Origin of the sequence: Neptuniibacter sp. QD57_21, assembly GCF_047778075.1 — a bacterium.
Classification (GTDB): domain Bacteria; phylum Pseudomonadota; class Gammaproteobacteria; order Pseudomonadales; family Balneatricaceae; genus Neptuniibacter.
The window spans coordinates 468,621-491,470 of record NZ_CP180549.1 but is presented as its reverse complement, the minus strand read 5'-3'; the positions used below and the strand labels follow the sequence as shown (position 1 = coordinate 491,470).

Genomic DNA, 22,850 nt, shown 5'->3' with positions numbered 1-22,850 from the left:
GCATGAGTCAGAAGCATCTATTTATTGGGTTAATGTCAGGAACCAGCCTAGATGGTATCGACGCAGTTGCTGTTAGATTTACACCAAATTTTGAAATGATAGCTACGCACGCTGAAGAGATTCCAGCAACTTTAAAGAACGACATTTTGACACTGACCCAGCCCGGCGATCATGAAATTGATTTAATGGGCAAGGTAGATAGATCCTTAGGCGAACTCTTCGCCAAAGCCGTAAATGATCTTTTAAGCAAAAACAGTTTATCTGCCGAGCAAGTTTCAGCAATCGGCAGCCACGGCCAAACCATCCGCCATCGTCCAGAATTTGGTTTCACTTTGCAAATAGGTGACGCAAACCAAATTGCTGAACTAACCGGTATCACCACTGTGGCAGATTTTCGACGTCGTGACATGGCCGCTGATGGTCAAGGCGCACCTTTGGTTCCAGCGTTTCATCATGCAATGCTGCATTCACATGATTGCAATCGTATTCTACTGAATATCGGTGGGATGGCTAACCTTACTTTCCTTCCAAAATCCGAAGAGCAAAGCATCCTTGGCTTTGATACAGGTCCGGGTAACGTTTTATTAGATGCGTGGATCAAGCACTGTCGAGACCTTCCCTTCGATCAAAATGGCGAATGGGCACTAACCGGCTCCATTAATGAGGAATTTTTAGAGCAATTAAGCTCTATTGAATATTTTTCAGAACCTCCACCTAAAAGCACTGGTAGGGAACAGTTTAATTTAGCTTGGCTAAAACAAACACTAGCCACGCTCCCAGAGATTAAAGCGGAAGACGTACAACGCACTTTGCTTGAATTGACCGCCACCAGCATAACCGACGCTATAAAAACACACATTCCCAGCCAGGTATTTGAGCTATATATCTGTGGCGGCGGTAGTTTCAATCAGGCACTTACGCAACGAATATCTGATTTATTACCCAATATCAACGTCAGCAACAGTGGCGATATTGGGATTGATGCGGATTGGATGGAAGCCGCAGCCTTTGCCTGGTTAGCGATGCGCTGCTTAGATGGGAAAACCGGCAACAATCCAAATGTTACCGGCGCAAAAGGCGATCGAATTCTAGGCGCTATCTATCAAGCCTAAAAGTATAGATAGCCTTGTTGGCGTAACCTAACCTGCTCTGCCGGACCTAGTGGGATCGTATCGATAAACGCAGGTAGTTCTGAGCGCTCTACACCATTCGCTCGCATCCATGTTTCACATACACGGATATCAATCACATTATTGGAATCTAATCGCTCAGCAAGCTCTAACAAGCTTTTGTACTGATTCATATTCTGATGCCGGAAGGCATGCGCTTCATCACCATGCAAAACAAACACGATCGGTTCGTAGGATGAAAGATTCTCCACTTCATCAACGAGCATACTCGCTCTTTGAAAAAGCATTTCAACTTCACTAGGCGTGTGTTTTTTGATCAACGCCAAATAGCGATCATTAGCGACATCTGGAGATACAGGCGATTGCAGTGGCTGGGCCATCAGCAAGCCAGAAAAAAGCATACAAAAAACAGAAAAAACCAACTGACGCATATTATTCCCCTAGAGGACTTAAATTAATAACCTACGACAGAGTAGAAGATATAGTAATAGGCCCCCTCATAACAAGGGATAACCTATTACTATCATATGCAAGCTTAGACTAAGCTGAACAGAAACAGCTAGATAGAGAAAGATGAACCACAACCACAAGTTGTCGTTGCGTTCGGGTTGTTAATCACAAACTGAGAACCTTGTAGACCTTCTTTAAAGTCCACTTCAGAACCAACTAAATATTGAAAGCTCATCGGATCTACCACCATGAACACACCATCACGCTCGATCACAGTGTCATCATCTGCAGCATTTTCATCAAAAGTGAAGCCGTAAGAGAAACCGGCGCAGCCGCCACCTGTAATAAATACACGTAACTTCAGGCTATCATTCTCTTCCTCTTCCATAAGAGATTTTACTTTAGCAGCGGCAGAAGTAGTAAATACCATCTCCGGCTCTGCAATCGGATCAACTGTTTCTATCATAACGACCATACTCAATTAAGCTGAGCACAATTATCGCCTTAACCGACTAATTCAGTCAAGTATTAAGGCATCAAGCCAACAACATTCAGACCAGCAGTCTCTTCAAAACCAAACATAATGTTCATATTTTGAACCGCCTGACCCGCAGCACCTTTAACAAGGTTATCAATCACAGATAATACAACCACCGTGTCTTCACCTTGAGGACGATGAACGCTGATACGGCAAACGTTCGCACCTTTAACACTTCTTGTTTGTGGATGACTACCTGCAGGCATAACATCAACAAATGGCTCATTTGCGTAACGTTCTTCAAAGATCGCTTGTAGATCGTGATCAATAGGATCTTTTAACACGCCGTAGCAGGTAGAATGGATACCACGAATCATCGGCGTTAGGTGTGGAACAAACGTCAGATGTACTGGACGCTCTGCTGCTAGAGCAAGACCTTGCTTAATTTCAGGCAGATGACGATGACCCGGCACGCCGTAAGCCATCATGCTTTCACTCGCTTCGCACAACAACATACCGACCTTCGCACCACGACCAGCACCACTTACACCTGATTTACAGTCAGCAATGAGACGACGGTGATCGATCAGTTTATTTTCCAATAGAGGCAGGTAAGCAAGCTGCGTCGCAGTTGGGTAACAACCTGGACAAGCGATCAATTGCGCATCTTTGATCTGTTCACGATTTACTTCTGGCAAGCCATATACAGCCAATTCAGCCATCTCTGGCTGAGTGTGCTCCATACCATACCACTTAGACCAAAGCTCGAGATCCTTGATTCTGAAGTCAGCGCCTAGATCAATGACTTTAACACCCTTACCAACAAGCTCGGCTGCCATATTCATTGCAACTCCATGGGGTGTCGCAAAGAAAACAACATCACAACCACTTAGCGTTTCCACGTCCGGTACGGTAAAGCGAAGATCGTGGTGTCCTCGAAGGTTGGGATACATGTCAGCCACACTGACGCCTTCCTCTGAACGAGAAGTAATAACCTCTACTTTTGCCTGAGGATGATTTGCCAACAAACGAAGTAACTCTACACCGGTATAACCGGTACCACCTACAATACCTACCTTAATCACAGGAACCTCTCATAAGGGATGAAAAACTGGTAACGTATAATACAGAAACTAAGACCCTTATGACTATTAATAAATAATCTAGCTTATGCTGCGAAATACTTTTTCTCTTGACCATTTCCGCCATCGCCTTGCTCACAGTGAAGCATTGCCCCAAATGGTTATCCTAGGGTTAATCTGCGGATTGTTGTGCGGTCTTGTTTTAGGCAGCTTTCGGTTATTGCTTGAACTCCCGCTTTCTAGCTTTTTACCGGGAGGTGACAGTGATAACTTTGAAGGACTTTCTTCTTGGTATCATTTCTTCCTCCCTATTGTCGGTAGTTTATTACTGATAGCGGTTTTATCACGCGTCACCCCACTGAATCGCAAAGTAGGTGTTGCTCACTTATTGGAACGAATGGCTTACCATCAAAGCAATCTGCCTTTGGTGAACGCCGTCGTTCAACTTATCGCGGCTTCAATTGCTCTGCTATGCGGTCACTCTGTCGGTAAAGAGGGCCCAGCTATTCACTTAGGTGCAGCATGTGGTAGCCAACTTGGACAAAGATTAAAACTACCCAACAATACTTTAAGAATACTGGCAGGCTGCGGCGCTGCCGCAGGTATTGCCGCTACCTTTAACACCCCATTAGCAGGCGTCGTCTTTGCCATGGAAGTCATATTACTGGAATACACCGTCATTGGTTTTATGCCAGTCATGGTTGCTGCAGCAACAGGCACGCTAGTTGTCCAGATAATGCTAGGGAATCAGTTAGTACTTACTGTCCCTCAACTACATATAGAATCTCTGCATGAAATTCCTTACGTGGCCTTTTTAGGCCTTATTATTGGACTTTTAGCAGTTCTATTTATTGCGCTAATGCGTGCAACAATGAAGTGGTCCGATCATTCCGTCTTTACGTATAGATCCAAGTTGATGTTGGCAGGTATTCTCACTGGCTCAATGGCTCTGTTTTATCCACAAATAATGGGATTGGGCTACGACACAGTGACCTCTGTTTTACATGGCGAAGTGGGAATTGGTTTACTAATAGGCATAGTCCTAGCCAAGTGCGTTCTGACACCGATTGTTCTTGGCCTTGGTGTTCCAGCAGGACTTATCGGGCCTACCTTTTTCATAGGCGCTATGGCGGGGGGAATTCTCGGTATCTTTGGTGCTAGTGCCGTTGACCAAGATGTAGCAAATTCTGGATTCTATGCCCTATTGGGTATGGGCAGCATGATGGGCGCTGTTGCCAACGCGCCTATGGCCGCACTTGTGGCGATATTAGAGCTTTCATCCAATCCGAATATTATTTTTCCCGCAATGATTTCCATTGTGGTTTCAAATTTGATCGCCCGCTACGTTTTCAAAATGCCGTCAATCTTTGTTATCAGTATGCAGTTACAAGGGTTGGATTATCGTTATAAACCTATTGCCCAGATACTTAATGGCTCAGCCGTACAAAGCATCATGACAACGAATTTTGTAAAAAGTACTGCAATCGTCTCCGAAAAAGGCGCTCAACATGCCTTAGAGACTAGCCCCGATTGGGTTCTGGTAGAAAAAGATAATAACTTCAGTTTCCTCTCCCCTGGAGATCTGCATCTTCACCTTAGAAATAGCTTTGAACCACATAAGGATATTGATCTATTAGAAATACCGGCACTTCGTCTCGATGCTAGTAGTATCGATAGCAAAGCAACACTACAAGAAGCTCTGGATAGAATGAATAATAAAAGCACCGAAGCTTTATACGTTTTAAATAATCAGAAAAAAATTACGGGCCTACTAACCCGAAGCCAAATTGAAGATTTCTACCGCAAAGACTGATCTATGACATACAGTTTAAAAGGCCTATACGGCATTACTGATTCCGATCTAATGCCCGATACTGAAACAATGCTCCGCAAAGTTGAACAAAGCATACAGGGCGGTGCGAAGATTATTCAGTATCGAGATAAATCATCCGATCTTAAAAAACGCGTTGAGCAAGCATCGGCTTTAAACCTTATTTGTAAAAAGAACAAAATCCCGCTCATCATTAATGATGATGCAGGCTTAGCTGCAGGTATTGGTGCCGCAGGTGTGCACTTGGGACAAAGCGATGGCGCAATAGAGGAAGCTCGCGAAATGCTAGGCGAAGATGCGATCATCGGTGTAACCTGCCATGATTCATTGGAGCTAGCCTTAAAAGCACAACAAGCCGGTGCTTCATATTTAGCATTCGGCGCATTCTTCCCATCGAAAACTAAACCCAATGCCAAGCCAGCTCCTCTTTCGTTGGTTAAAGATGTAAAAGACAAAGTTAACTTGCCAATAGTGGCGATTGGAGGCATTAGCGTGGATAATGCCGACCAGATTGTAACAGCAGGTGCCGATATGGTTGCCGTCATACATGCGCTATACGCGAACAAAAAAGTGACTGCAGCAGCAAAACAGTTCCACCAGCTCTTCACTAATTGATTTCAGAGAGAATAAAGATGTCCCGTTCAGAAGAACTTTTCCAAGCAGCTCAAGTTCACATTCCCGGTGGAGTTAACTCTCCTGTGCGTGCATTTAAAGGTGTAGGCGGCACCCCAATCTTCTTCAAACAAGGCGAAGGCGCTTACTTGTTTGATGAAGACGGTAACAAATACATCGACTACGTTGGCTCTTGGGGACCAATGATCTTAGGTCATTGCAACAGTGAAGTAATCGATGCTGTACGCGTTTCTTTAGATAACGGTCTAGGTTTTGGCGCGCCAACTGAGATCGAAATCGAGATGGCAAACAAGGTTTGCGAGATCATGCCATCTTTAGACATGGTCCGTATGGTTAGCTCTGGTACAGAAGCAACTATGAGTGCGATCCGTCTGGCACGTGGTTACACTAAGCGCGATAAAATCGTTAAGTTTGAAGGCTGCTACCACGGCCACTCCGACTCTCTATTGGTTAAAGCAGGCTCTGGCATGCTGACTTTAGGTGAGCCTAGCTCACCAGGTGTTCCAGCTTCTCTTGCTGAACACACCATCACTCTGACTCACAACGATATCGACAGCGTTCGTAAAGCATTCGCAGAGATCGGTGATCAGATCGCGTGTATCATCGTTGAACCTGTAGCCGGCAACATGAACTGCATCCCTCCTCTTCCAGGCTTCTTAGAAGGTCTTCGTGAAGTATGTGATGAATACGGCACGGTTCTGATCTTTGACGAAGTAATGACGGGCTTCCGTGTAGCACTGGGTGGCGCACAGTCTGTTTATAACGTAACGCCTGACCTGACGACGCTAGGTAAAGTTATTGGCGGTGGTCTACCAGTAGGCGCGTTTGGTGGTAAGAAAGAGATCATGGAGCATATCGCTCCGCTAGGCGCTGTTTACCAAGCGGGTACGCTTTCCGGTAACCCACTCGCAATGGCTGCAGGCCTAGCGATGCTGAACGCTGTTTCTAAACCTGGTTTCTACGAGCAACTAAGCGCAAAAGTAGAGCTACTAACCGAAGGTTTAGAAGCTGTAGCGATGGCAAATGGTATTCCATTTACCACTAGCCGTGTTGGTGGCATGTTCGGTCTATTCTTCACTGAGCAAGAGCAAGTAACTAGCTTCGCTGAAACTATGGCGTGCGACGCAGATCGTTTCTCTAAATTCTTCCACGGCATGCTTGAGCAAGGCGTATATCTAGCACCTTCAGCATTTGAAGCAGGCTTTGTATCTGCTGCACACACACAGGAAGATATTGAGAAAACACTCGCAGCAGCTGACCACGTTTTTGCGAATCTAAAATGACCTTAGCGATCATAGCTGGCAATGCTCTTCTTATTGCCAGTGCTCTATTTTTAGCAGGCCGCAGTTATAGAGTAGGCGAGAAACATGATCATACTGCCAGTATGGTCATTAGCCTGTCGGCTGCATTTATCGCTTGCTCAGGTGCTGGTGCACTCCTGCTACAAGGAACAGATCAGGATTCAGTCACGTTCAGGCGCCTGCTGGATAACCTAGCGTACTTTGCTGCAATCCCTTTAATAGCAAGCGCCATGTTTGATTATGCTTGGAAGAAGGATTGGTCACGTGCAGCATGGGGACGTTGGTTATTAGTATTATTCGCTCTATTTGAGCTGTGTCGCCGTAGCGAAGTAGGCGTCACCTACAGCCAAGCACTCGCAGGACTATCTGCACTTGCGTTGTTAATCAGCTGTTTAAGAATACAGCCTCTAATCACTAAAGCGGCAGGTACTGCATCCGCAATTGCAATTGCAGTTTCGACACTTGTCTATAGTCAGGCATCTCTAATGCCTCATTTGGCCGGCCCAGCTCTGTATCATTCAGTGCTTGCTGTTGCTCTGATACTTTTGAGCATAGCCCTTGGAAAAGAAAAGCTTCCTTAAGCTGTCTCGACCAGATATTTCACGCATAAAAAAGCAGCCATTTAGGCTGCTTTTTAGTACTTATCCGATTAGTAGTTCAGCGCTTTAGTCCGGGCAGCATTTGCTCCAGAACGATCACCTGAACTTTGACGAATATCCGCAATCAGCAACCACAATCTTCGCAACATAACGACATCACCAATGGCCATATTTGTACCTTTGAGAGCCATTTGCTCGGCTTGAGCCCACTGACCTTCAAGGCGACGAACATCAGCCCATTGGTAATAGATTTCCGGATCCCTAGGAGCGATCCGTTGCGCACGCTCAAGGCTACTTTCAGCCGCCTGCATTGCCCCTCTATTTTTCTGCTGGTTTGCGTTGTTTAACAGAGCAATGACAGCAGGGTTTTGAGCTCGAGCAGTCACAGGCGTTGGAACTGGTACCGCGACAGACTTCTCAGTTCGCGATTCTCGAACAACCGTAGGTTTGATTTGAACACCCGTAGCAGATTCGGCTGACTGAATAACGCCATCTTGCCCTGATCGATCCTCTACAGGGGGACGGTATACTCCTGTTCCACTCACACACCCAGTCAAAGCCAACGCTGTTAAAAGTGCTCCAGCTGTTTTATAACGCTTAATTATCTGAACCATCGTTCAAACCAATCCATAGATTCTTGTTGCTGATTTCCGGCACATTCAGCGTAATCTTGCGGAGCTGTACCTTTTATGAACGGCAATTGTCGCACACCCTGACACTGTTCGGCAGAGATCAAACCTGTTTTTTCTTCAACCCAGTGATACTCAATCTCTTCTGGCTGAACCGCCATAAACGACTGTGGTCGTTCTTTGACCATTAACTCGGTCCAAACCCGTAATGCTCCTCCCGAGCCGGTAAATGGCAGTTTGTCATTGTCATCCAGACCCAACCAGACCACCGCCATACGATCTCCTGCAAAACCAGCAAACCAACTATCGCGCTGACCATTACTGGTGCCGGTCTTACCAGCCACATTAATTGAACCTGGCAGACGGCTATAGATATAGCGCCCTGTACCTTCTCGGGTAACCGCTTGCAACGCATATTGAATCAGATGCATATTCTCCGCAGTCACCACCTGTTTCACTTCAAATGGATAGCGAGAAAGCTCCTGCCCTTCTGAGTCCGTAACCAAACGAATAGCACGCATCGGCGTTCTAAAACCATTTGCAGCAATCGTCTGATAAACCGTCGCAATCTCAAATGGGCTCATCGACTCCGCGCCCAGTAAAAGCGAGGGGTAAGGCTTGGGATCACGAGAGATACCTAGACGTTCTAAGGTATCGATCACTTTCGGCAAACCTATATCCATACCTAATTGAGCAGTACTCTGGTTATAGGATTTCGCTAAAGATAGATAAAGCGGCACTTTACCGTGGCTTTGACGATCAAAGTTCTGCGGCACCCAACTCTTACCACCAGGAAGCGGCACACTAATAGGCTGGTCATCCAAAAGGGAAGCCAAGGTATAACCCTCTTCTAACCCCGCCAAAAAGACTGCTGGTTTCACCAAAGAACCGATTGGACGGCGCGCATCTAAAGCTCGGTTAAAACCTTGGTACCGCGCGTTTTTACCACCCACCAGCGCCAATACTTCACCCGTTTGCGGATCAGTGACTACAATACCGCCCTGCAATGCAGTGACTGGTTTGCCGTAGCGTTTCTTTAAATTGCCTATGGTTTTGGTCAGAGCAGCTGCAGTATTCGCTTGCACCATTGGATCTAAGCTAGTGAATACTCGCAAACCTTCTGAGCTAAGCACATCTTCAGGATACTCTTCACGCAACTGACGTTTCACAAGATCAAGATATGCAGGGTAAGCACCTTTATGCAGGCTACGCTGTTTAACCACACCTAAGCCACGTTTCTCAGCATCTAGACGATCTTTCATGCTGATCACGCCCTGTTCTTGAAGTACTTTCAACACAAGGTCACGACGCGCTTTGGCACGTTCCGGGTGACGCCTTGGATCGAAGTAAGATGGCCCTTTCACCATACCAGCCAATAGCGCGACCTGATGAAGTTTCAGTTCATTAATAGGCTGGGCAAAGTAATACTGACTCGCCAGGCCAAACCCATGTACTGCCCGGGAGCCCGATTGCCCCAAGTAAACTTCGTTCAGATAAGCCTCTAGAATCTCATTCTTGCTGTAGCGAAGATCCAATAGCACAGCCATCGGGATTTCCATAAGCTTACGCGCTAATGTTCGATCAGAGGTCAGATAGAAGTTTTTGATCAACTGCTGTGTCAGGGTACTACCGCCCTGAATAAAGCGACGCGCCTTAAGGTTAACCCACATTGCACGCGCGATACCTTTTGGCGACACACCAAAGTGGTTGTAGTAGTCTCGATCCTCGATCTGAATCAATGAGTCCAAAAGCAGTTGAGGAGCTTGCTCTAAGCGAATCAGGTCACGGTCTTCATTATCTCTAGGGTAAATACCACCGATCAGGATCGGTTCGAGGCGACTTAACGGAACGATGGAACCACGACTATCCTTAATCGAAACTAACTGATTGCCACTGAAGCTCAGCAATAAACGCTGTGCGCTCTCATCACCATCAGGGAAACTGAATCCACGGGTATACACGCGAGCACGACTGGAAGCCCACTCCACCATCCCCGGTTTATCCGCACGATTTACAAATCGGTAGCCCAAGCCTTTCAATTCTTCCTTGAATGCTTGGCGATCTAATACCTGCCCCGGATACAACTCGAGAGGCCGCGCATACACTTTGGCAGGCAATGCCCAGCGCTTACCCTCAAATTTACTTTTGACTTGGACATCCAGATAGATCAAACCGATTCCGCCAATCACCATGCCCAAAAGGGACAGTTTGAACAGAAAGATAAGAAACTTTTTCAGGAAACTGCGTGGTTTTTTAGTGCTTTTGCCACGACTTGACGATTTTGGTGCTCTCTTTTTTGCCATTGGCTCAGTATAATGCCTTCCCTTAGCAGGTATATCAGTACGTTTATGACCCTAATCGACTCTCTAAAACAAGCTTCGTTCTATCCGCATCCAGTCGACCAGATTGAGGTGATAGAAACCCACATTTCCTGGCTGATCTTAACAGGCGAATATGCCTATAAGATTAAAAAGCCAGTGGATTTCGGTTTTCTGGATTTTACCACGCTAGAGAAGCGTCAGCACTTCTGTGAGGAAGAGCTACGTCTAAATCAACGATTAGCGCCTGATATCTACCAGCAAGTCATCACTATTGGCGGTAATGCTGAGAATCCGATATTCAATCCAGAAGGCGATGAAGAGATCATTGAATATGCTGTTCAAATGCAGCAATTTGATCACTCTCAACGCCTAGATCTCCTTTTAGCCAATCATCGCTTTGAAGCTAGCTGGATAGATACATTAGCCGAACAGATTGCTGATTTTCACCAGCGCATTCCGATTGTGGCGCAAGACAGCCCTTGGGGTGAAGCGGAAACGATTTGGGAAGTTGTCTCCGATAACTTCAGCCATATCACCGACGCTATCGACGAACTAGATGACTGGCACAAAGTACAAAAGCTATCCCATTACACTGCGCAGCAGTTCCGCAAACTGACACCGCTAATTGAACAACGTAAGCAATCCGGTCATATTCGCGAATGCCATGGCGACCTTCACTTAGCCAACATCACTCTTTTTCATGATGAGCTAAGACTCTTTGACTGTATCGAATTTAACTTACAGTTCCGCTGGATCGATAGTATTTGCGATCTTGCTTTTCTCCTTATGGATCTGGAAGCCAACGGTGAATTCCGTTGGGCCAATCGCTGCTTAAATCGCTACTTAGAAATCAGTGGTGATTACAATGCACTACCACTGCTTAATTTCTATAAAGCGTACCGTTCCATGGTTCGCGCCAAGGTTGCAGTACTAGGCGAGCATCACGATCTACAAACCCTGCGCCGCTATCTGCGTCTAACCGATTACTATGCTCGTGCACCAAAGCCAGCACTGTTTTTGATGCATGGAATTTCCGGCAGTGGCAAGAGCCATTTAAGCCAACAGCTTGTTGATCAAACCGATACAATTCGTATCCGCTCTGATGTTGAGCGCAAACGTCTTTTCCGCGAGTTGAGCTTAAAAGGGGAAAAAATTGATCTGTATGGTCCACAAATGAACGCCCATACCTTCAATCATCTTTTTGATACAAGCGCAGAGCTGCTACGTAATGGCTACTCAGTGATTGTAGATGCAACTTGTTTGCGCCAAAGAACACGCCAGAATTATATCGAACTGGCTGAGAAACTCGGTATACCTATTCGCATTATCAGCTGCGAATGCGAGCAAAAACTAATTGAAGCCCGTTTGAAACGCCGTTCCAATGAAGGCTCGGATGCATCCGATGCTGACATTGCGGTCATGTTGGAACAACAACAGCTTGCACAACCTCTAACAGAAGAGGAGCAAGCACTTACTCTCTCAATCGATACCGACGATGATGAAGCGATCGTACGATTATTAGAACAGCTACGAATCCAAGAGGTAATTTTCTAATGACAGCCTTATGCCATATTGATGAGATTACTGAAGGTCAGGCCAAAGGGTTTGAGTGCGAAGGTAAAAAACTTTTCGCGGTAAAATACCGTGGTGAGTTATTCGTCTATGAGAATAGCTGCCCACATCGCAGCATTCCCCTAGAATGGCAGCCTAATCAGTTCCTAGATTACGACAAGACCTTCATCCAGTGTGCTACCCATGGCGCGCTTTTCAAAATTGACAGTGGCGAATGCATCTCAGGCCCCTGCGTAGAAGATAGCCTGACCGCCATCCCATTTACCTTAGATGATGGCCAAGTGATCCTCGGCTAAGTAATTACCGGAATCTCGCGTTGAATACTAATCTGTTCAGGCGAGATATCTGCAGCATAAGCGATTACTTCTACCCCAGCGTCTATAGCCTCACGCAGTAAGCGGCCATATTCAGGGTCAATCTGATCGGCTGGGCGTACTTGTTTAATCCCTGTGTGAGGCACACAAAACAGCATCACAGCACGATCACCTTGCTCAACCATCGCCATTAGCTCCTGCAAGTGTTTAGCGCCACGCTTAGTCACTGCATCTGGAAAGCTTCCCCAGTTATCAGATTCAAGCAAAGTCACATTCTTAACTTCAACCCATGCTCGACCTTTCTCTTCATCTTCTAACAAGAGATCAATACGGCTGTTTTCACCATACTTAACCTCTTGACGAATATCAGAGTACCCTTGCAGCTGAGCAATCACACCTTGCTCAATCCCTTCGCGAATCAGTTTATTGGCACGACCGGTATTGATACAGGCGAGATACTGCCCTTCAACTTCCACCAGCTCCCAACCCAATGGGTATTTACGTTTAGGATTGCCACTGTCGTGCACCCAAACACGGCTATCTGGATCAGCACAGTTTTTCATGGAGCCCGTATTAGGGCAATGGATCGTAACTTCGCGACCATCCGACAAAACAACATCAGCGAGAAAACGCTTATAACGCTTGATCAAACGCCCTTCGATTAGATTTTCGAACTGCATTATTTTTGAATCCTTTTAGATAAACGTTCCAGCATCAACTGAATTCGATCCAACCCTGTGGTGTAGGAGAATCGAATAAATTCCTGACTACGGTGCTGACCAAAATCCAACCCCGGCGTCGTCGCTATATGATCCTCTTCCAACAACGACCAACAATAATCGAAAGTGTTATCGGTAAGGTGCTTAGCGCCTGCATACACATAGAATGCCCCCTCAGGGGTAACTGGGAGATCAAAGCCTAAATCTCTTAATCCAGACACCAAAAGATCACGACGTTTTTGGAACTCAAAACGTCTACGCTCCAATTCAGAAATCGTTTCAGGCTTAAATGCAGCCAGTGCTGCATATTGCGAAACCGTGTTTGGCGAAATCATCAAATTCTGCGCCAATTTTTCTAATTCTGGGGCAGCCTCCTCAGGTGCCACCAGCCAACCTAAACGCCAACCTGTCATCCCAAAATATTTAGAAAAACTATTGATAACAAAGGCATTCTTATCGATCTCTAATGCACTTGGCGCATCTGTTCCGTAGGTAAGCCCATGATAGAGTTCATCAACAACAAGATGACCACCTAGTTTTTTAACTGTCGCAGCAATAGCAGTTAACTCATCCCGATGAACAACCATACCGGTTGGATTAGCAGGAGAAGCTAACAGCACCCCAGCGGTATTAGCTTGCCAATGCTGTCCAATCAACTCAGCATTTAACTGGAAATTATCTTCTGCATTAGTCGGCACTAACTGAGATTTAGCTTCTAAAAAGCGCAGGAATTGGCGATTACATGGATAACCCGGATCAGCCATCATAAACGACTGCCCAGCATCAGCGAGTAAAGAGAACACCATCAACAAAGCACTAGATGCGCCGGTGGTGACAACAATGCGTTCAGGGGCGACTTCTAGCCCATATTTCGTGGCATACCACTGACTGATCGCCTCACGTAATTCAGGAATACCCGCGGCAGGCGTATACTGAGTCAGGCCGCTATCAATCGCCGCTTTGGCTGCTTCTGCAATCAAGGGTGCTGTTGCAAAATCAGGCTCACCCACCTCCATATGGATAACGTCACATCCAACATCATCAAGTTGCTTAGCCCGTTTAAGCAAGTCCATCACTTTAAAAGACTCAATTTCTGCAACACGTTGGGAAGGACGGAATACCATGCGAATACCTGATCAAACACTAAAAATGGCAGTATACCTCAGACCATTTACGAATATCCCGCCTAGAGCGCCTATTTACAAGCGCTTCAAGGTGAACTAAACCTAATGAGATGTCTTTTAGTATCAATAGAATACATTTAGGGCTAGCGAAACGGCGAGGCATCTGGTAATTTGCCTGCCTTCTATGCTAAATCAATGTATTTATTGCATAACTAAACACAGGCAAGTGAAGTCACCCTTAAGGTGGCTTACGAAAGAAAGAGAGTGAGGCAGCGCTTATGCCAAACAAGAGCGAATCTTTCACACATATTGATCCTTATCCGCTAGTTGAGGGTGAGGAATACATGAATGAGAAACAGAAGGATCACTTCCGTGCAATCCTAGGTGCTTGGAAACAAGAACTGATGGAAGAAGTGGATAGCACTATCCACCATCTGCGCGAAGAACCTTCAAATTTTGCAGATCCAAGCGATCGAGCTAGCCAGGAAGAAGAATTCAGCCTTGAGCTACGTACTCGTGACCGCGAACGTAAATTGATCAAAAAGATCAATGAATCGCTTGAGCTGATCGACGAAGATGAATACGGCTATTGCGATGCTTGCGGTATCGAAATTGGCGTTCGTCGTCTCGAAGCTCGACCTACAGCGTCTTTGTGTATCGATTGCAAAACGCTGGCGGAGATCAAAGAAAAACAAGTCGGCGGCTAAATCTAAACTAAGCCAGTTTATATAACTGGCTTAGCTTTAAGTATTTATCGTGACCTATATCGGCCGATTTGCCCCATCCCCTACTGGGCCATTACATTTTGGTTCACTCCTTGCTGCACTCGCCAGTTTTTTGGATGCACGTGCCCATGAGGGTGAATGGCTTTTACGCATCGAAGATTTAGATCCTCCTCGCGAACAGCCAGACGTCAAAGAACAATTTCCACTGTTACTGGAAAGTTACGGTCTTTATTGGGATGGTGAACTCAGCTTTCAAAGCGAACGTCTTGAACTCTATGCGCCGGTACTGCAGGAACTACTCGAAGCTCATCACGCTTACCCCTGCTCCTGTTCACGTAAAGAGATCCTAAGCCGCTGCGATAATTTGGTGTATGACCAACATTGTTTGATGCACCCTCCGGCGCAAGATGACAACGTTGCCATTCGTATCAACAGCAACGGTACGCTCATTAGTTTTCGCGATATTATCCAAGGCCCCCATGCCTATAATTTAAGTAGTACCGGCGACTTTGTTGTATTCCGCCGTGATGGTTTTTACTCTTACCAACTCGCCGTAACTATCGACGATTATCTGCAAGGCATTACCCATATTGTACGCGGCTCAGACCTACTAGATGAAACGGCTAAACAGATTCATCTACAACAGCTGTTAGGTTATCCAACACCTGCTTATGCACATATTCCTGTCGCGACCAACGCCGAAGGTCAAAAGCTGAGTAAGCAAACCTTTGCTCCGGCACTAGAAACCACCGATCCCATTCCAGTTTTGTTTAAAGCATTGCAATTTCTGGATCAAGAACCGCCACGAGAACTGCTATACGCAAGTAGAGATGAACTACTGGAGTGGGCAATTGCTAACTGGGATATACGTAAAATAAAACCAACACTCAGTAAGCCGCTATTAAACGAGTCGTAAGATGTATTTCCACCGAGTCCTACTTTTATTGATACCCGGTTTATACATGGTATTACCCCTCATTATTGATAGCTGGCAGAGCCTGACAACACCTTGGTATCTTCCTTACGTTGCTTGGTTTCTTATTATTTTGTTAGCATTTCTGATCGAGCGGAGGCCGAGGGATGTATAGTCTTCCATTACTCATCCTGATCGGAGTGGCTTATCTGCTCTTTCTCTTTGGTACGGCCTACCTTACCGAGAGAGGACTATTACCCAAGCAGTTGGTGCACCATCCATTTACCCATGTACTTTCTATCGGGGTATATGCCAGCGTATGGACGTTCTATGGCGCCTTTGGGCTGGCGCAAGAATCGGGATATAGCTTTTTAGCTTCATATCTGGGGGCTGTCGTCACCTTTATCTTAGGCCCGGTACTGCTGATCCCTATCCTCAGGATTTCGAGGACATACCAACTTAGCTCGCTACCCGACCTACTCGCCTTTCGTTTTCGCAGCGGGGCGGTTGGTACTATTACAGCCCTACTCACCGTCATCGCCACTCTCCCTATGCTTTCAATTCAGATACAAGCGGTGACCGATGCCCTGTATCTGCTAAATGACCAATTCAGCGTTGACCAGATCGGCTTAGGCTTTTGCTTTGTTATCGCCCTCTTTTCGATTTTATTCGGTGCACGTCACGCCTCTTTACGTACAACCCATCAAGGCCTCATGGTGGCCATGGCAGTTGAGTCACTGATTAAACTAATCGCACTTCTGGTGATTGCTGGCTTTGCAATCTTTGGCGTCTTAGGTGGAATAGAAGGGGTGAATGACTTTATCACCAGCCATCCAGAATCGATCAAGCGCTTGGAAGCACCTGTAGACAGCGATGCTTGGCGAACCTTACTACTGGCATTTTTCACCGCAGCTATTGTGATGCCGCATATGTTCCACATGCTGTTTACCGAAAATTCCTCTGACGAAACACTCTATAAAGCTACATGGGCGATGCCGCTGTTTCTGTTTTTGCTTGCAGCTGCAGTTCCACCTATCCTTTGGGCAGGCGAAGCACTCGGTGTAGGCGGTGAAGCGCAATTCATCCTTTTGAACATGGGTGTTTTCTTAGACTCTACTTGGCTAACGGTATTGGCATTTATCGGCGGTTTGTCAGCAGCCAGCGGCATTATGATTGTGGCAACTGTAGCTATGGCTTCGATGATTCAAAACCACGTTATCCTGCCGTTAGTACCAAAACCGAAAACCCCTCGCTTCTATGCCTGGCTATTATGGCTTAGACGTAGTTTGATCATGGCGATGCTGCTTGCCAGCTATCTTTTCTATCGCCAGATAGGTACGGACTTCGCCCTGCATCAGATGGGCGTGGTTGCTGTAGTTGCCTTCCTACAGTTCTTACCGGGATTACTATCCACCCTGTTCTGGTCCAGAGCGAACCGCTGGGGCCTACTCATAGGTTTATCCGCAGGCATGGGGATATGGCTGCTAACCATGCTCGTTCCGCTTCTAGATAGTTCAGCCAGCGAATTGGTACCTTTCGATTTAGATACAGATAACTGGGACCATATTGCGATTCTGTCGCTGATGCTAAACACTGCTCTTCTGACCGTAGTCTCTCTAATCTTCCCTCAATCAGAAGATGAGCGTAGGGCCGCACAATCCTGCTTGATGAACGCGTTGCAAAAGCCAAGTTCCAACCACCTACGCGTTTCCAGAATCGATGACTTTACCGATCTACTGTCTAGCCGATTGGGCCGCAAAACCGCAGAGCGCGAAGTTCAAAAAGCACTAGAGAGTCTGAATATACAATCGCAGACTGTGCGTCCGATCGATCTGTTACGCCTTCGTACAACCCTTGAAACTAACCTTTCAGGCTTACTTGGGCCTATAGAAGCCGCTGCTTTACTTGAGCCTTTGGATCAACCTTCCGATCCAATTACTTTCAAAGCCAGTAATACGCACCTGATTGAAAACCAGCTGGAAAACTATCAAGAACGTTTGACCGGTCTTGCGGCCGAACTTGATGAAATGCGCCGTTACCACCGTCTTACACTGCAAAAACTCCCCGTCGGTGTATGTACCCTCGATACCTCTGGACAAGTACTGTTCTGGAATATTGAGATGGAGCGTCTGACCCAAATTAAAGCGGAAGAGATTATTGGTACGCCGCTACAAAGCCATACGGATACTTGGAGCACTATTTTAGAAGAGTTCGCACACGCGGATAGCGATCACAAGTTGAGCCAAAAACTGATCTTAAATGAACAAACTCATTGGTTCAGTTTGCATAAATCGATCCTTAAAGAGCGTCGCGATATCGGCATGGTGTTGCTCCTAGAAGACGAGACCGACACTAAAATCATGCAGGACAAGCTCGGCCATAACGAACGACTTGCATCTATCGGTCGCTTTGCTGCGGGTGTTGCCCACGAGATTGGCAACCCTGTAACGGGGATCGCTTGTCTGGCACAGAATCTGAAGCTAGAAACAGATAACGATTATATTCTTGAAACCGGAGATCATATCGTCGATCAAACCAAACGCATCAGCCGTATCGTTCAGTCCCTTGTCAGATTCGCACATGCAGGTCGCCCAGAAGCGGAACGAGAGCAAGTACCGGTATCTCTCGCGCAATGTGCTGAAGAAGCTATTCACCTAATGTCTTTGGATAGCCATGGCAAGCAACAACAGTACATCAATCAGATACCCGATGAGCTTCGTGTTAGTGGTGATCCACAACAACTTCATCAAATCTTTGTAAACCTGATTCAAAATGCCAGCGATGCCTCACCTGAAGGTGGGCGTATCTGGCTCCATGCCAATGAAAATATTGAAACCGTAGAGCTTCGAGTAACCGATGAAGGCAGCGGTATATCAGCCGAATCCCAAGAACGCCTCTTTGAACCGTTCTTTACCACAAAAGACCCTGGTCAGGGTACAGGTTTGGGTCTATCTTTGGTTTACAATATTATTGAAGAACATTGTGGTAATATTGAAATTATAAGCCCAGCCAACAACAAGCAGAACAAAGGCACTCAAGTGGTAATAACGCTCCCGCGCTTAAAGTGGACAGAAGATCCCGACAGCGCAGGATAGTGGGATGAGAGGTAGAGAGCCGATGAGCCGAATTCTGATTGTAGAAGATGAAACAATAATCCGGTCTGCACTGCGCAGACTACTCGAGAAAAACCATTTCCAAGTCGACGACGCCGCTTCTGTAGATGAAGCTACCAGCCGTTTCAACCTTGGCGACTTCAACTTAATTATCAGCGACCTTCGTCTGCCGGGCGCACCTGGCACAGACATGATTTCGTTGGCGAAATCAGTTCCTGTACTGATCATGACCAGTTATGCGAGTTTACGCTCCGCTGTTGATGCGATGAAGCTCGGTGCTGTTGACTATATTGCTAAGCCTTTTGATCACGATGAGATGATCAGCTCGGTGCAGCATATTCTTTCCTCTCGTTCGGAATCTGACAGTCCCGTTACCGAACATGATGCCGCAACTGCCGAGAACCGCACTAATATCATTGGCTCCTGCCAACCGATGCAGGAACTCGATAAGCGCATTAAGAAAGTTGCTCGCACCCAAGCGACTGTTTTGATTCAGGGAGAGTCAGGCACAGGTAAAGAACTTGCAGCTCGCGCGATTCACGAACAGAGCAATCGCGCCAATATCCCAATGATCTCAGTGAACTGCGCCGCGATCCCAGAGAGCCTGATTGAGTCAGAACTTTTTGGTCACGAAAAAGGCGCCTTTACCGGCGCTAGCAGCAGCCGCAGCGGCTTACTTGAAGCTGCAGATGGCGGTACGCTATTTCTTGATGAAATCGGAGAGCTTCCGCTCGAGGCTCAAGCTCGTTTGTTACGCTTCCTACAAGAAGGTGAGATCCGACGTGTAGGATCTGTGCAATCAAAGAAAGTTGATGTTCGCCTGATTGCTGCAACCCATAGGAATCTAAAAGAGCTAGCAAAACAGAACGAGTTTCGTGAAGACCTCTACTACAGACTCTATGTGATGGAGCTTCGCATTCCTCCATTAAGAGAACGCGGCGACGATATTATCGAGTTAGCTGAAAAAATGCTGGCTCGTGTTTGTCAGCGAATGGAAACAGCGCCTTTACGTTTCGCCAATGATGCGCTTGAAACGATGCGCAGATACAGCTGGCCGGGCAATGTTCGTGAATTAGAAAATGCTATCGAGCGTGCAACTATTCTTGCAGAAGGTCCATTCATTACCACTGACCTTTTAGGCTTAGATATCCCAGTAAGCTCTCTAGATGATATTGAAAGCCAGTTTGTCGCGATGAATCAGGCTACTCCTCAAGCAGTACAGACTGAAGACCAATCTAAACTATCTTTAGACGACTACTTCCAAAGATTCGTTTTAGAAAATCAGGATCAATTGAGCGAAACAGAACTGGCTAAGAAGCTCGGCGTGAGCCGCAAGTGTTTATGGGAACGCAGACAAAAACTTGGCATTCCTCGCAAGTCGAAAAAATAGATTATACCAAGGTCTAAAGGGTAACATTTAAGTAACATTACGGTAACAATTCAGGTGTTACCGTACTACCCAGCAACTAGTACCAAAGCGTAACACCCAGTAACAAAACCGCTACAAAAGTAGATCAAAAAACAAACAATCAAAAATAAGCCATTGTTTTATAAGGATTAATAAAAACTGGCACATGCCGTGCAATATACTGCGCGACAACAAAAAGAAGCACACTTCTTAAACTAGACCGCCAATAAAAATAAAAACTGGAATAGATTAAAGAAGTACCTGTCTCGAATAAAAATAATAATGAGGCTTAAGAAAGCTGATCGTAGCGAAGCTGTAACGATCTTAATATTGCTCTTAGAACAAAAACAACAAGCTGAGAAATAGCCGTTGTTGCCTGAGATGCGATCAGCTACCCATCTCCTTCCCTTTTTCTTCTATCTTTTAAATTTCCCAATCTGCTGTGTAACAGTGGTATGATTGCGCACCCATTTAATTCGGGCAGTAAGCACTGTTTAGATTTGATATAAGCCTGAACACCCGTACAATTACTACCCTTTCCGGCTAGATAAATCGCATAGGTAGGCACAACCTTGCTTAAAACCATCAGTAACGCATTGAGCAAAGTATTTGGCAGCAGTACAGAGTCCGTTAATGACTCTGCTGAAAACACGCAATTAATCACTGCTGTTGAAAAGAAGTTGATCTCTGAAGATGAGCATAAGATTCCACGCCGTCATTTAGATGATAATGCCCTGAAAGTTGCCTACCGCCTCCAAGATGCAGGCTTCGAAGGCTACTTAGTTGGCGGATGTATCCGTGACCTACTGCTTAAGAAAAGACCAAAAGATTTTGACGTAGCGACAGATGCACATCCAGAAGAAGCTGCAGATCTGTTTCGCCGCGCCCGCCTGATCGGCCGCCGCTTTAAACTGGTTCATGTCCGCTTTGGCCGTGACCTGATCGAAGTCGCAACCTTCCGCGCAAGCCACGATAACCAAGCTGAAAATGCTGAAGGCGAACAAGGCAAACAATGCGATAGCGGCATGATCCTACGCGACAATGTTTACGGCACAATTGAAGATGATGCGCTACGTCGCGACTTCACTGTAAACGCGCTGTACTACTGCCCGAAAGATCACTGCGTCTACGATTTTGCCAATGGTTATGACGATCTGCAGAAAGGTATTCTGCGCATGATCGGCGACCCAGAAGATCGTTATAAAGAAGACCCTGTACGCATGCTACGTGCAGCTCGTTTTGCCGCTAAGCTTGATTTCTCGATTGAACAGCAATCAGAAGCGCCGATTCGCACCTTAGCACCAATGCTGAAACGCATTGCGCCAGCACGTCTATTTGATGAAGTGCTAAAACTGCTGCAATCAGGTCACGCTATTGAATCTTACAAACAGCTACAACGTTTAGATCTGTTTGAGCCGCTATTTCCGCAGGTTCAGAAACTGTTACAAAGTGACAATCTGAATGTGCCTCTGGAACGCTTGATCGAGAACGCACTAAAAAATACTGATCGCCGTCTGGCACAGCGTAAGAGCGTTACACCGGCGTTCTTATTTGCAGCTATCTTGTGGTACCCAACTCAGCTACGTATGCAACAGTTGATGAAAGAGAACAAGATGCCACCGGTACCGGCTCTACATGAAGCAGCCAATCAGGTACTTGCAGAACAGGTTCGTTCAACCGCTATACCGCGTCGTTTCTCTACCCCAATCCGTGAGATTTGGGAGATGCAACTGCGTCTGCCACGCCGCCAAGGCAACCGTGCAGCACGCTTGATGGAACAACCGCGCTTTAGAGCTGCGTATGATCTACTTCTACTGCGTGAAAACAGTGGTGAAGATCTAGGTGGACTAAGCCAGTGGTGGACTGACTTCCAGAACGCTAATGAGCCAAGCAAAAACAGCATGGTGAAAAGCTTAGGTAAAGGTGATAAGCCTCGTAAACCACGTCGTCGCCGTTCTAATTCAAACAAGTCCCGCCAAGAGTCATCGCAATGACGACTGCGGTTCGTTGTTACATAGGGTTGGGCAGTAATCTCGACAACCCTCTTCAGCATGTTGAACAAGCATTTTCTGAGCTGGCAGAACTGGAAAACTGCCGCTTAGTCAAAGCATCACCCATATACCGTTCTGCACCGGTTGGCCCTCAAGATCAGCCAGACTTTATCAATGCCGTTGCAGAGATAGAAACGACCCTAGAAGCCCATGCACTGCTGGATCAGCTTCAGGGGCTTGAGCAGAAACACCAGAGAGTCCGCGAGCGACACTGGGGACCAAGAACCCTCGACCTCGACCTGCTTCTATACGGTAATAGCCAAATCAACACCGAACGTCTCTGCGTACCACACGCATTTATGCACGAGCGCAGCTTTGTTCTATACCCTCTGGCCGATATCGCACCCGATTTAATCATGCCTAATGATGTAACTTTGTCTTCCCTATTAGTTGCATGCCCTATGGGCAGCCTGACAAAGATATAGGTATAATCGCGCCAACGCGTAATAACAGGAAG

At 46.4% G+C, this 22,850-nt stretch carries 20 protein-coding genes; 13 read left to right on the top strand and 7 right to left on the bottom strand.

Going from position 1 to position 22,850, the window contains the following annotated elements; translation table 11 throughout:
• Nucleotides 1–2 precede the first annotated feature (2 nt).
• A complete protein-coding gene (locus ACMXYS_RS02140) occupies nucleotides 3–1,112 on the top strand; it encodes an anhydro-N-acetylmuramic acid kinase (RefSeq protein ID WP_415897443.1) in 1,110 nt (369 codons plus the stop codon).
• Here the strand turns inward: ACMXYS_RS02140 and ACMXYS_RS02135 are convergent.
• The 3 genes from ACMXYS_RS02135 to argC form a co-directional block, all read right to left on the bottom strand.
• A complete protein-coding gene (locus ACMXYS_RS02135; RefSeq protein WP_415897442.1) occupies nucleotides 1,109–1,561 on the bottom strand; it encodes a hypothetical protein in 453 nt (150 codons plus the stop codon). The genes ACMXYS_RS02140 and ACMXYS_RS02135 overlap by 4 nt on opposite strands.
• A gap of 128 nt (nucleotides 1,562–1,689) precedes the next feature.
• Nucleotides 1,690–2,046 (bottom strand): iron-sulfur cluster insertion protein ErpA, encoded by a 357-nt coding sequence (gene erpA, locus ACMXYS_RS02130; protein ID WP_415897441.1) that lies wholly within the window; start codon nucleotides 2,044–2,046, stop codon nucleotides 1,690–1,692.
• A 62-nt stretch (nucleotides 2,047–2,108) separates the two neighbouring features.
• Complete coding sequence (gene argC, locus ACMXYS_RS02125) at nucleotides 2,109–3,143, bottom strand: N-acetyl-gamma-glutamyl-phosphate reductase (RefSeq protein WP_415897440.1); 1,035 nt, start codon at nucleotides 3,141–3,143, stop codon at nucleotides 2,109–2,111.
• A gap of 154 nt (nucleotides 3,144–3,297) precedes the next feature.
• Between argC and ACMXYS_RS02120 the strand changes: the two genes are divergently transcribed.
• Genes ACMXYS_RS02120 through ACMXYS_RS02105 form a run of 4 tightly spaced genes read left to right on the top strand, consistent with a single transcriptional unit; the run spans nucleotide 3,298 to nucleotide 7,486 of the window.
• Nucleotides 3,298–4,953, top strand: coding sequence for a chloride channel protein (locus ACMXYS_RS02120; RefSeq protein ID WP_415897439.1), 1,656 nt, complete (start codon nucleotides 3,298–3,300; stop codon nucleotides 4,951–4,953).
• 3 nt (nucleotides 4,954–4,956) lie between these two features.
• Nucleotides 4,957–5,586: a thiamine phosphate synthase gene (gene thiE, locus ACMXYS_RS02115; RefSeq protein WP_415883343.1), complete on the top strand. Its 630-nt coding sequence runs from the start codon at nucleotides 4,957–4,959 to the stop codon at nucleotides 5,584–5,586.
• A 17-nt stretch (nucleotides 5,587–5,603) separates the two neighbouring features.
• Complete coding sequence (gene hemL / locus ACMXYS_RS02110) at nucleotides 5,604–6,887, top strand: glutamate-1-semialdehyde 2,1-aminomutase (protein WP_415883342.1); 1,284 nt, start codon at nucleotides 5,604–5,606, stop codon at nucleotides 6,885–6,887.
• Nucleotides 6,884–7,486: a hypothetical protein gene (locus ACMXYS_RS02105; protein ID WP_415883341.1), complete on the top strand. Its 603-nt coding sequence runs from the start codon at nucleotides 6,884–6,886 to the stop codon at nucleotides 7,484–7,486. Before hemL ends, ACMXYS_RS02105 begins: the two co-directional genes overlap by 4 nt.
• Nucleotides 7,487–7,554: 68 nt before the next feature.
• On the opposite strand, the gene ACMXYS_RS02100 is transcribed toward ACMXYS_RS02105, so the two are convergent.
• Together ACMXYS_RS02100 and mrcB are read right to left on the bottom strand one after the other, a co-directional pair.
• A complete protein-coding gene (locus ACMXYS_RS02100; RefSeq protein WP_415883340.1) occupies nucleotides 7,555–8,118 on the bottom strand; it encodes a tetratricopeptide repeat protein in 564 nt (187 codons plus the stop codon).
• On the bottom strand, nucleotides 8,106–10,436 hold the full coding sequence (mrcB, locus tag ACMXYS_RS02095; RefSeq protein ID WP_415883339.1) for a penicillin-binding protein 1B: 2,331 nt from the start codon (nucleotides 10,434–10,436) through the stop codon (nucleotides 8,106–8,108). The genes ACMXYS_RS02100 and mrcB overlap by 13 nt, the downstream gene beginning before the upstream one ends.
• A gap of 45 nt (nucleotides 10,437–10,481) precedes the next feature.
• Here mrcB and ACMXYS_RS02090 point away from each other — a divergent pair, with 45 nt between their 5' ends.
• Together ACMXYS_RS02090 and ACMXYS_RS02085 are read left to right on the top strand one after the other, a co-directional pair.
• Nucleotides 10,482–12,008: an AAA family ATPase gene (locus ACMXYS_RS02090; protein WP_415883338.1), complete on the top strand. Its 1,527-nt coding sequence runs from the start codon at nucleotides 10,482–10,484 to the stop codon at nucleotides 12,006–12,008.
• On the top strand, nucleotides 12,008–12,322 hold the full coding sequence (locus ACMXYS_RS02085) for a Rieske (2Fe-2S) protein (protein WP_415883337.1): 315 nt from the start codon (nucleotides 12,008–12,010) through the stop codon (nucleotides 12,320–12,322). Before ACMXYS_RS02090 ends, ACMXYS_RS02085 begins: the two co-directional genes overlap by 1 nt.
• Here ACMXYS_RS02085 and sfsA read toward each other — a convergent pair.
• Complete coding sequence (sfsA, locus tag ACMXYS_RS02080; RefSeq protein ID WP_415897438.1) at nucleotides 12,319–13,020, bottom strand: DNA/RNA nuclease SfsA; 702 nt, start codon at nucleotides 13,018–13,020, stop codon at nucleotides 12,319–12,321. The genes ACMXYS_RS02085 and sfsA overlap by 4 nt on opposite strands.
• Entirely contained in the window at nucleotides 13,020–14,183 is a 1,164-nt protein-coding gene (locus ACMXYS_RS02075) for a pyridoxal phosphate-dependent aminotransferase (protein WP_415897437.1), read from the bottom strand. Before ACMXYS_RS02075 ends, sfsA begins: the two co-directional genes overlap by 1 nt.
• A 278-nt stretch (nucleotides 14,184–14,461) precedes the next feature.
• Between ACMXYS_RS02075 and dksA the strand changes: the two genes are divergently transcribed.
• The 6 genes from dksA (at nucleotide 14,462) to folK (ending at nucleotide 22,818) form a co-directional block, all read left to right on the top strand.
• Nucleotides 14,462–14,890 carry an RNA polymerase-binding protein DksA gene (gene dksA, locus ACMXYS_RS02070; RefSeq protein ID WP_415883334.1) on the top strand — a complete coding sequence of 143 codons (429 nt, stop codon included), beginning with the start codon at nucleotides 14,462–14,464 and terminating at the stop codon, nucleotides 14,888–14,890.
• Nucleotides 14,891–14,939: 49 nt separating this feature from the next.
• Nucleotides 14,940–15,824, top strand: a complete 885-nt coding sequence (gluQRS, locus tag ACMXYS_RS02065; protein WP_415897436.1) for a tRNA glutamyl-Q(34) synthetase GluQRS — start codon at nucleotides 14,940–14,942, stop codon at nucleotides 15,822–15,824.
• A 164-nt stretch (nucleotides 15,825–15,988) separates the two neighbouring features.
• On the top strand, nucleotides 15,989–18,916 hold the full coding sequence (locus tag ACMXYS_RS02060) for a sensor histidine kinase (protein ID WP_415897435.1): 2,928 nt from the start codon (nucleotides 15,989–15,991) through the stop codon (nucleotides 18,914–18,916).
• Nucleotides 18,917–18,938: 22 nt separating this feature from the next.
• Nucleotides 18,939–20,324 (top strand): sigma-54-dependent transcriptional regulator, encoded by a 1,386-nt coding sequence (locus tag ACMXYS_RS02055; protein WP_415884633.1) that lies wholly within the window; start codon nucleotides 18,939–18,941, stop codon nucleotides 20,322–20,324.
• A gap of 590 nt (nucleotides 20,325–20,914) precedes the next feature.
• A complete protein-coding gene (gene pcnB, locus ACMXYS_RS02050; RefSeq protein ID WP_415883331.1) occupies nucleotides 20,915–22,336 on the top strand; it encodes a polynucleotide adenylyltransferase PcnB in 1,422 nt (473 codons plus the stop codon).
• Nucleotides 22,333–22,818 carry a 2-amino-4-hydroxy-6-hydroxymethyldihydropteridine diphosphokinase gene (folK, locus tag ACMXYS_RS02045; RefSeq protein WP_415897434.1) on the top strand — a complete coding sequence of 162 codons (486 nt, stop codon included), beginning with the start codon at nucleotides 22,333–22,335 and terminating at the stop codon, nucleotides 22,816–22,818. Before pcnB ends, folK begins: the two co-directional genes overlap by 4 nt.
• The last annotated feature ends 32 nt before the right edge of the window (nucleotides 22,819–22,850 follow it).

Coding starts and splice junctions, on each gene's coding strand:
- ACMXYS_RS02140 (WP_415897443.1), top strand. CDS start 3: ATGAGTCAGAAGCATCTATTTATTGGGTTAATGTCAGGAACCAGCCTA.
- ACMXYS_RS02135 (WP_415897442.1), bottom strand. CDS start 1,561: ATGCGTCAGTTGGTTTTTTCTGTTTTTTGTATGCTTTTTTCTGGCTTG.
- erpA (WP_415897441.1), bottom strand. CDS start 2,046: ATGATAGAAACAGTTGATCCGATTGCAGAGCCGGAGATGGTATTTACT.
- ACMXYS_RS02120 (WP_415897439.1), top strand. CDS start 3,298: ATGGTTATCCTAGGGTTAATCTGCGGATTGTTGTGCGGTCTTGTTTTA.
- thiE (WP_415883343.1), top strand. CDS start 4,957: ATGACATACAGTTTAAAAGGCCTATACGGCATTACTGATTCCGATCTA.
- hemL (WP_415883342.1), top strand. CDS start 5,604: ATGTCCCGTTCAGAAGAACTTTTCCAAGCAGCTCAAGTTCACATTCCC.
- ACMXYS_RS02105 (WP_415883341.1), top strand. CDS start 6,884: ATGACCTTAGCGATCATAGCTGGCAATGCTCTTCTTATTGCCAGTGCT.
- ACMXYS_RS02100 (WP_415883340.1), bottom strand. CDS start 8,118: ATGGTTCAGATAATTAAGCGTTATAAAACAGCTGGAGCACTTTTAACA.
- mrcB (WP_415883339.1), bottom strand. CDS start 10,436: ATGGCAAAAAAGAGAGCACCAAAATCGTCAAGTCGTGGCAAAAGCACT.
- ACMXYS_RS02090 (WP_415883338.1), top strand. CDS start 10,482: ATGACCCTAATCGACTCTCTAAAACAAGCTTCGTTCTATCCGCATCCA.
- ACMXYS_RS02085 (WP_415883337.1), top strand. CDS start 12,008: ATGACAGCCTTATGCCATATTGATGAGATTACTGAAGGTCAGGCCAAA.
- sfsA (WP_415897438.1), bottom strand. CDS start 13,020: ATGCAGTTCGAAAATCTAATCGAAGGGCGTTTGATCAAGCGTTATAAG.
- ACMXYS_RS02075 (WP_415897437.1), bottom strand. CDS start 14,183: ATGGTATTCCGTCCTTCCCAACGTGTTGCAGAAATTGAGTCTTTTAAA.
- dksA (WP_415883334.1), top strand. CDS start 14,462: ATGCCAAACAAGAGCGAATCTTTCACACATATTGATCCTTATCCGCTA.
- ACMXYS_RS02060 (WP_415897435.1), top strand. CDS start 15,989: ATGTATAGTCTTCCATTACTCATCCTGATCGGAGTGGCTTATCTGCTC.
- ACMXYS_RS02055 (WP_415884633.1), top strand. CDS start 18,939: ATGAGCCGAATTCTGATTGTAGAAGATGAAACAATAATCCGGTCTGCA.
- folK (WP_415897434.1), top strand. CDS start 22,333: ATGACGACTGCGGTTCGTTGTTACATAGGGTTGGGCAGTAATCTCGAC.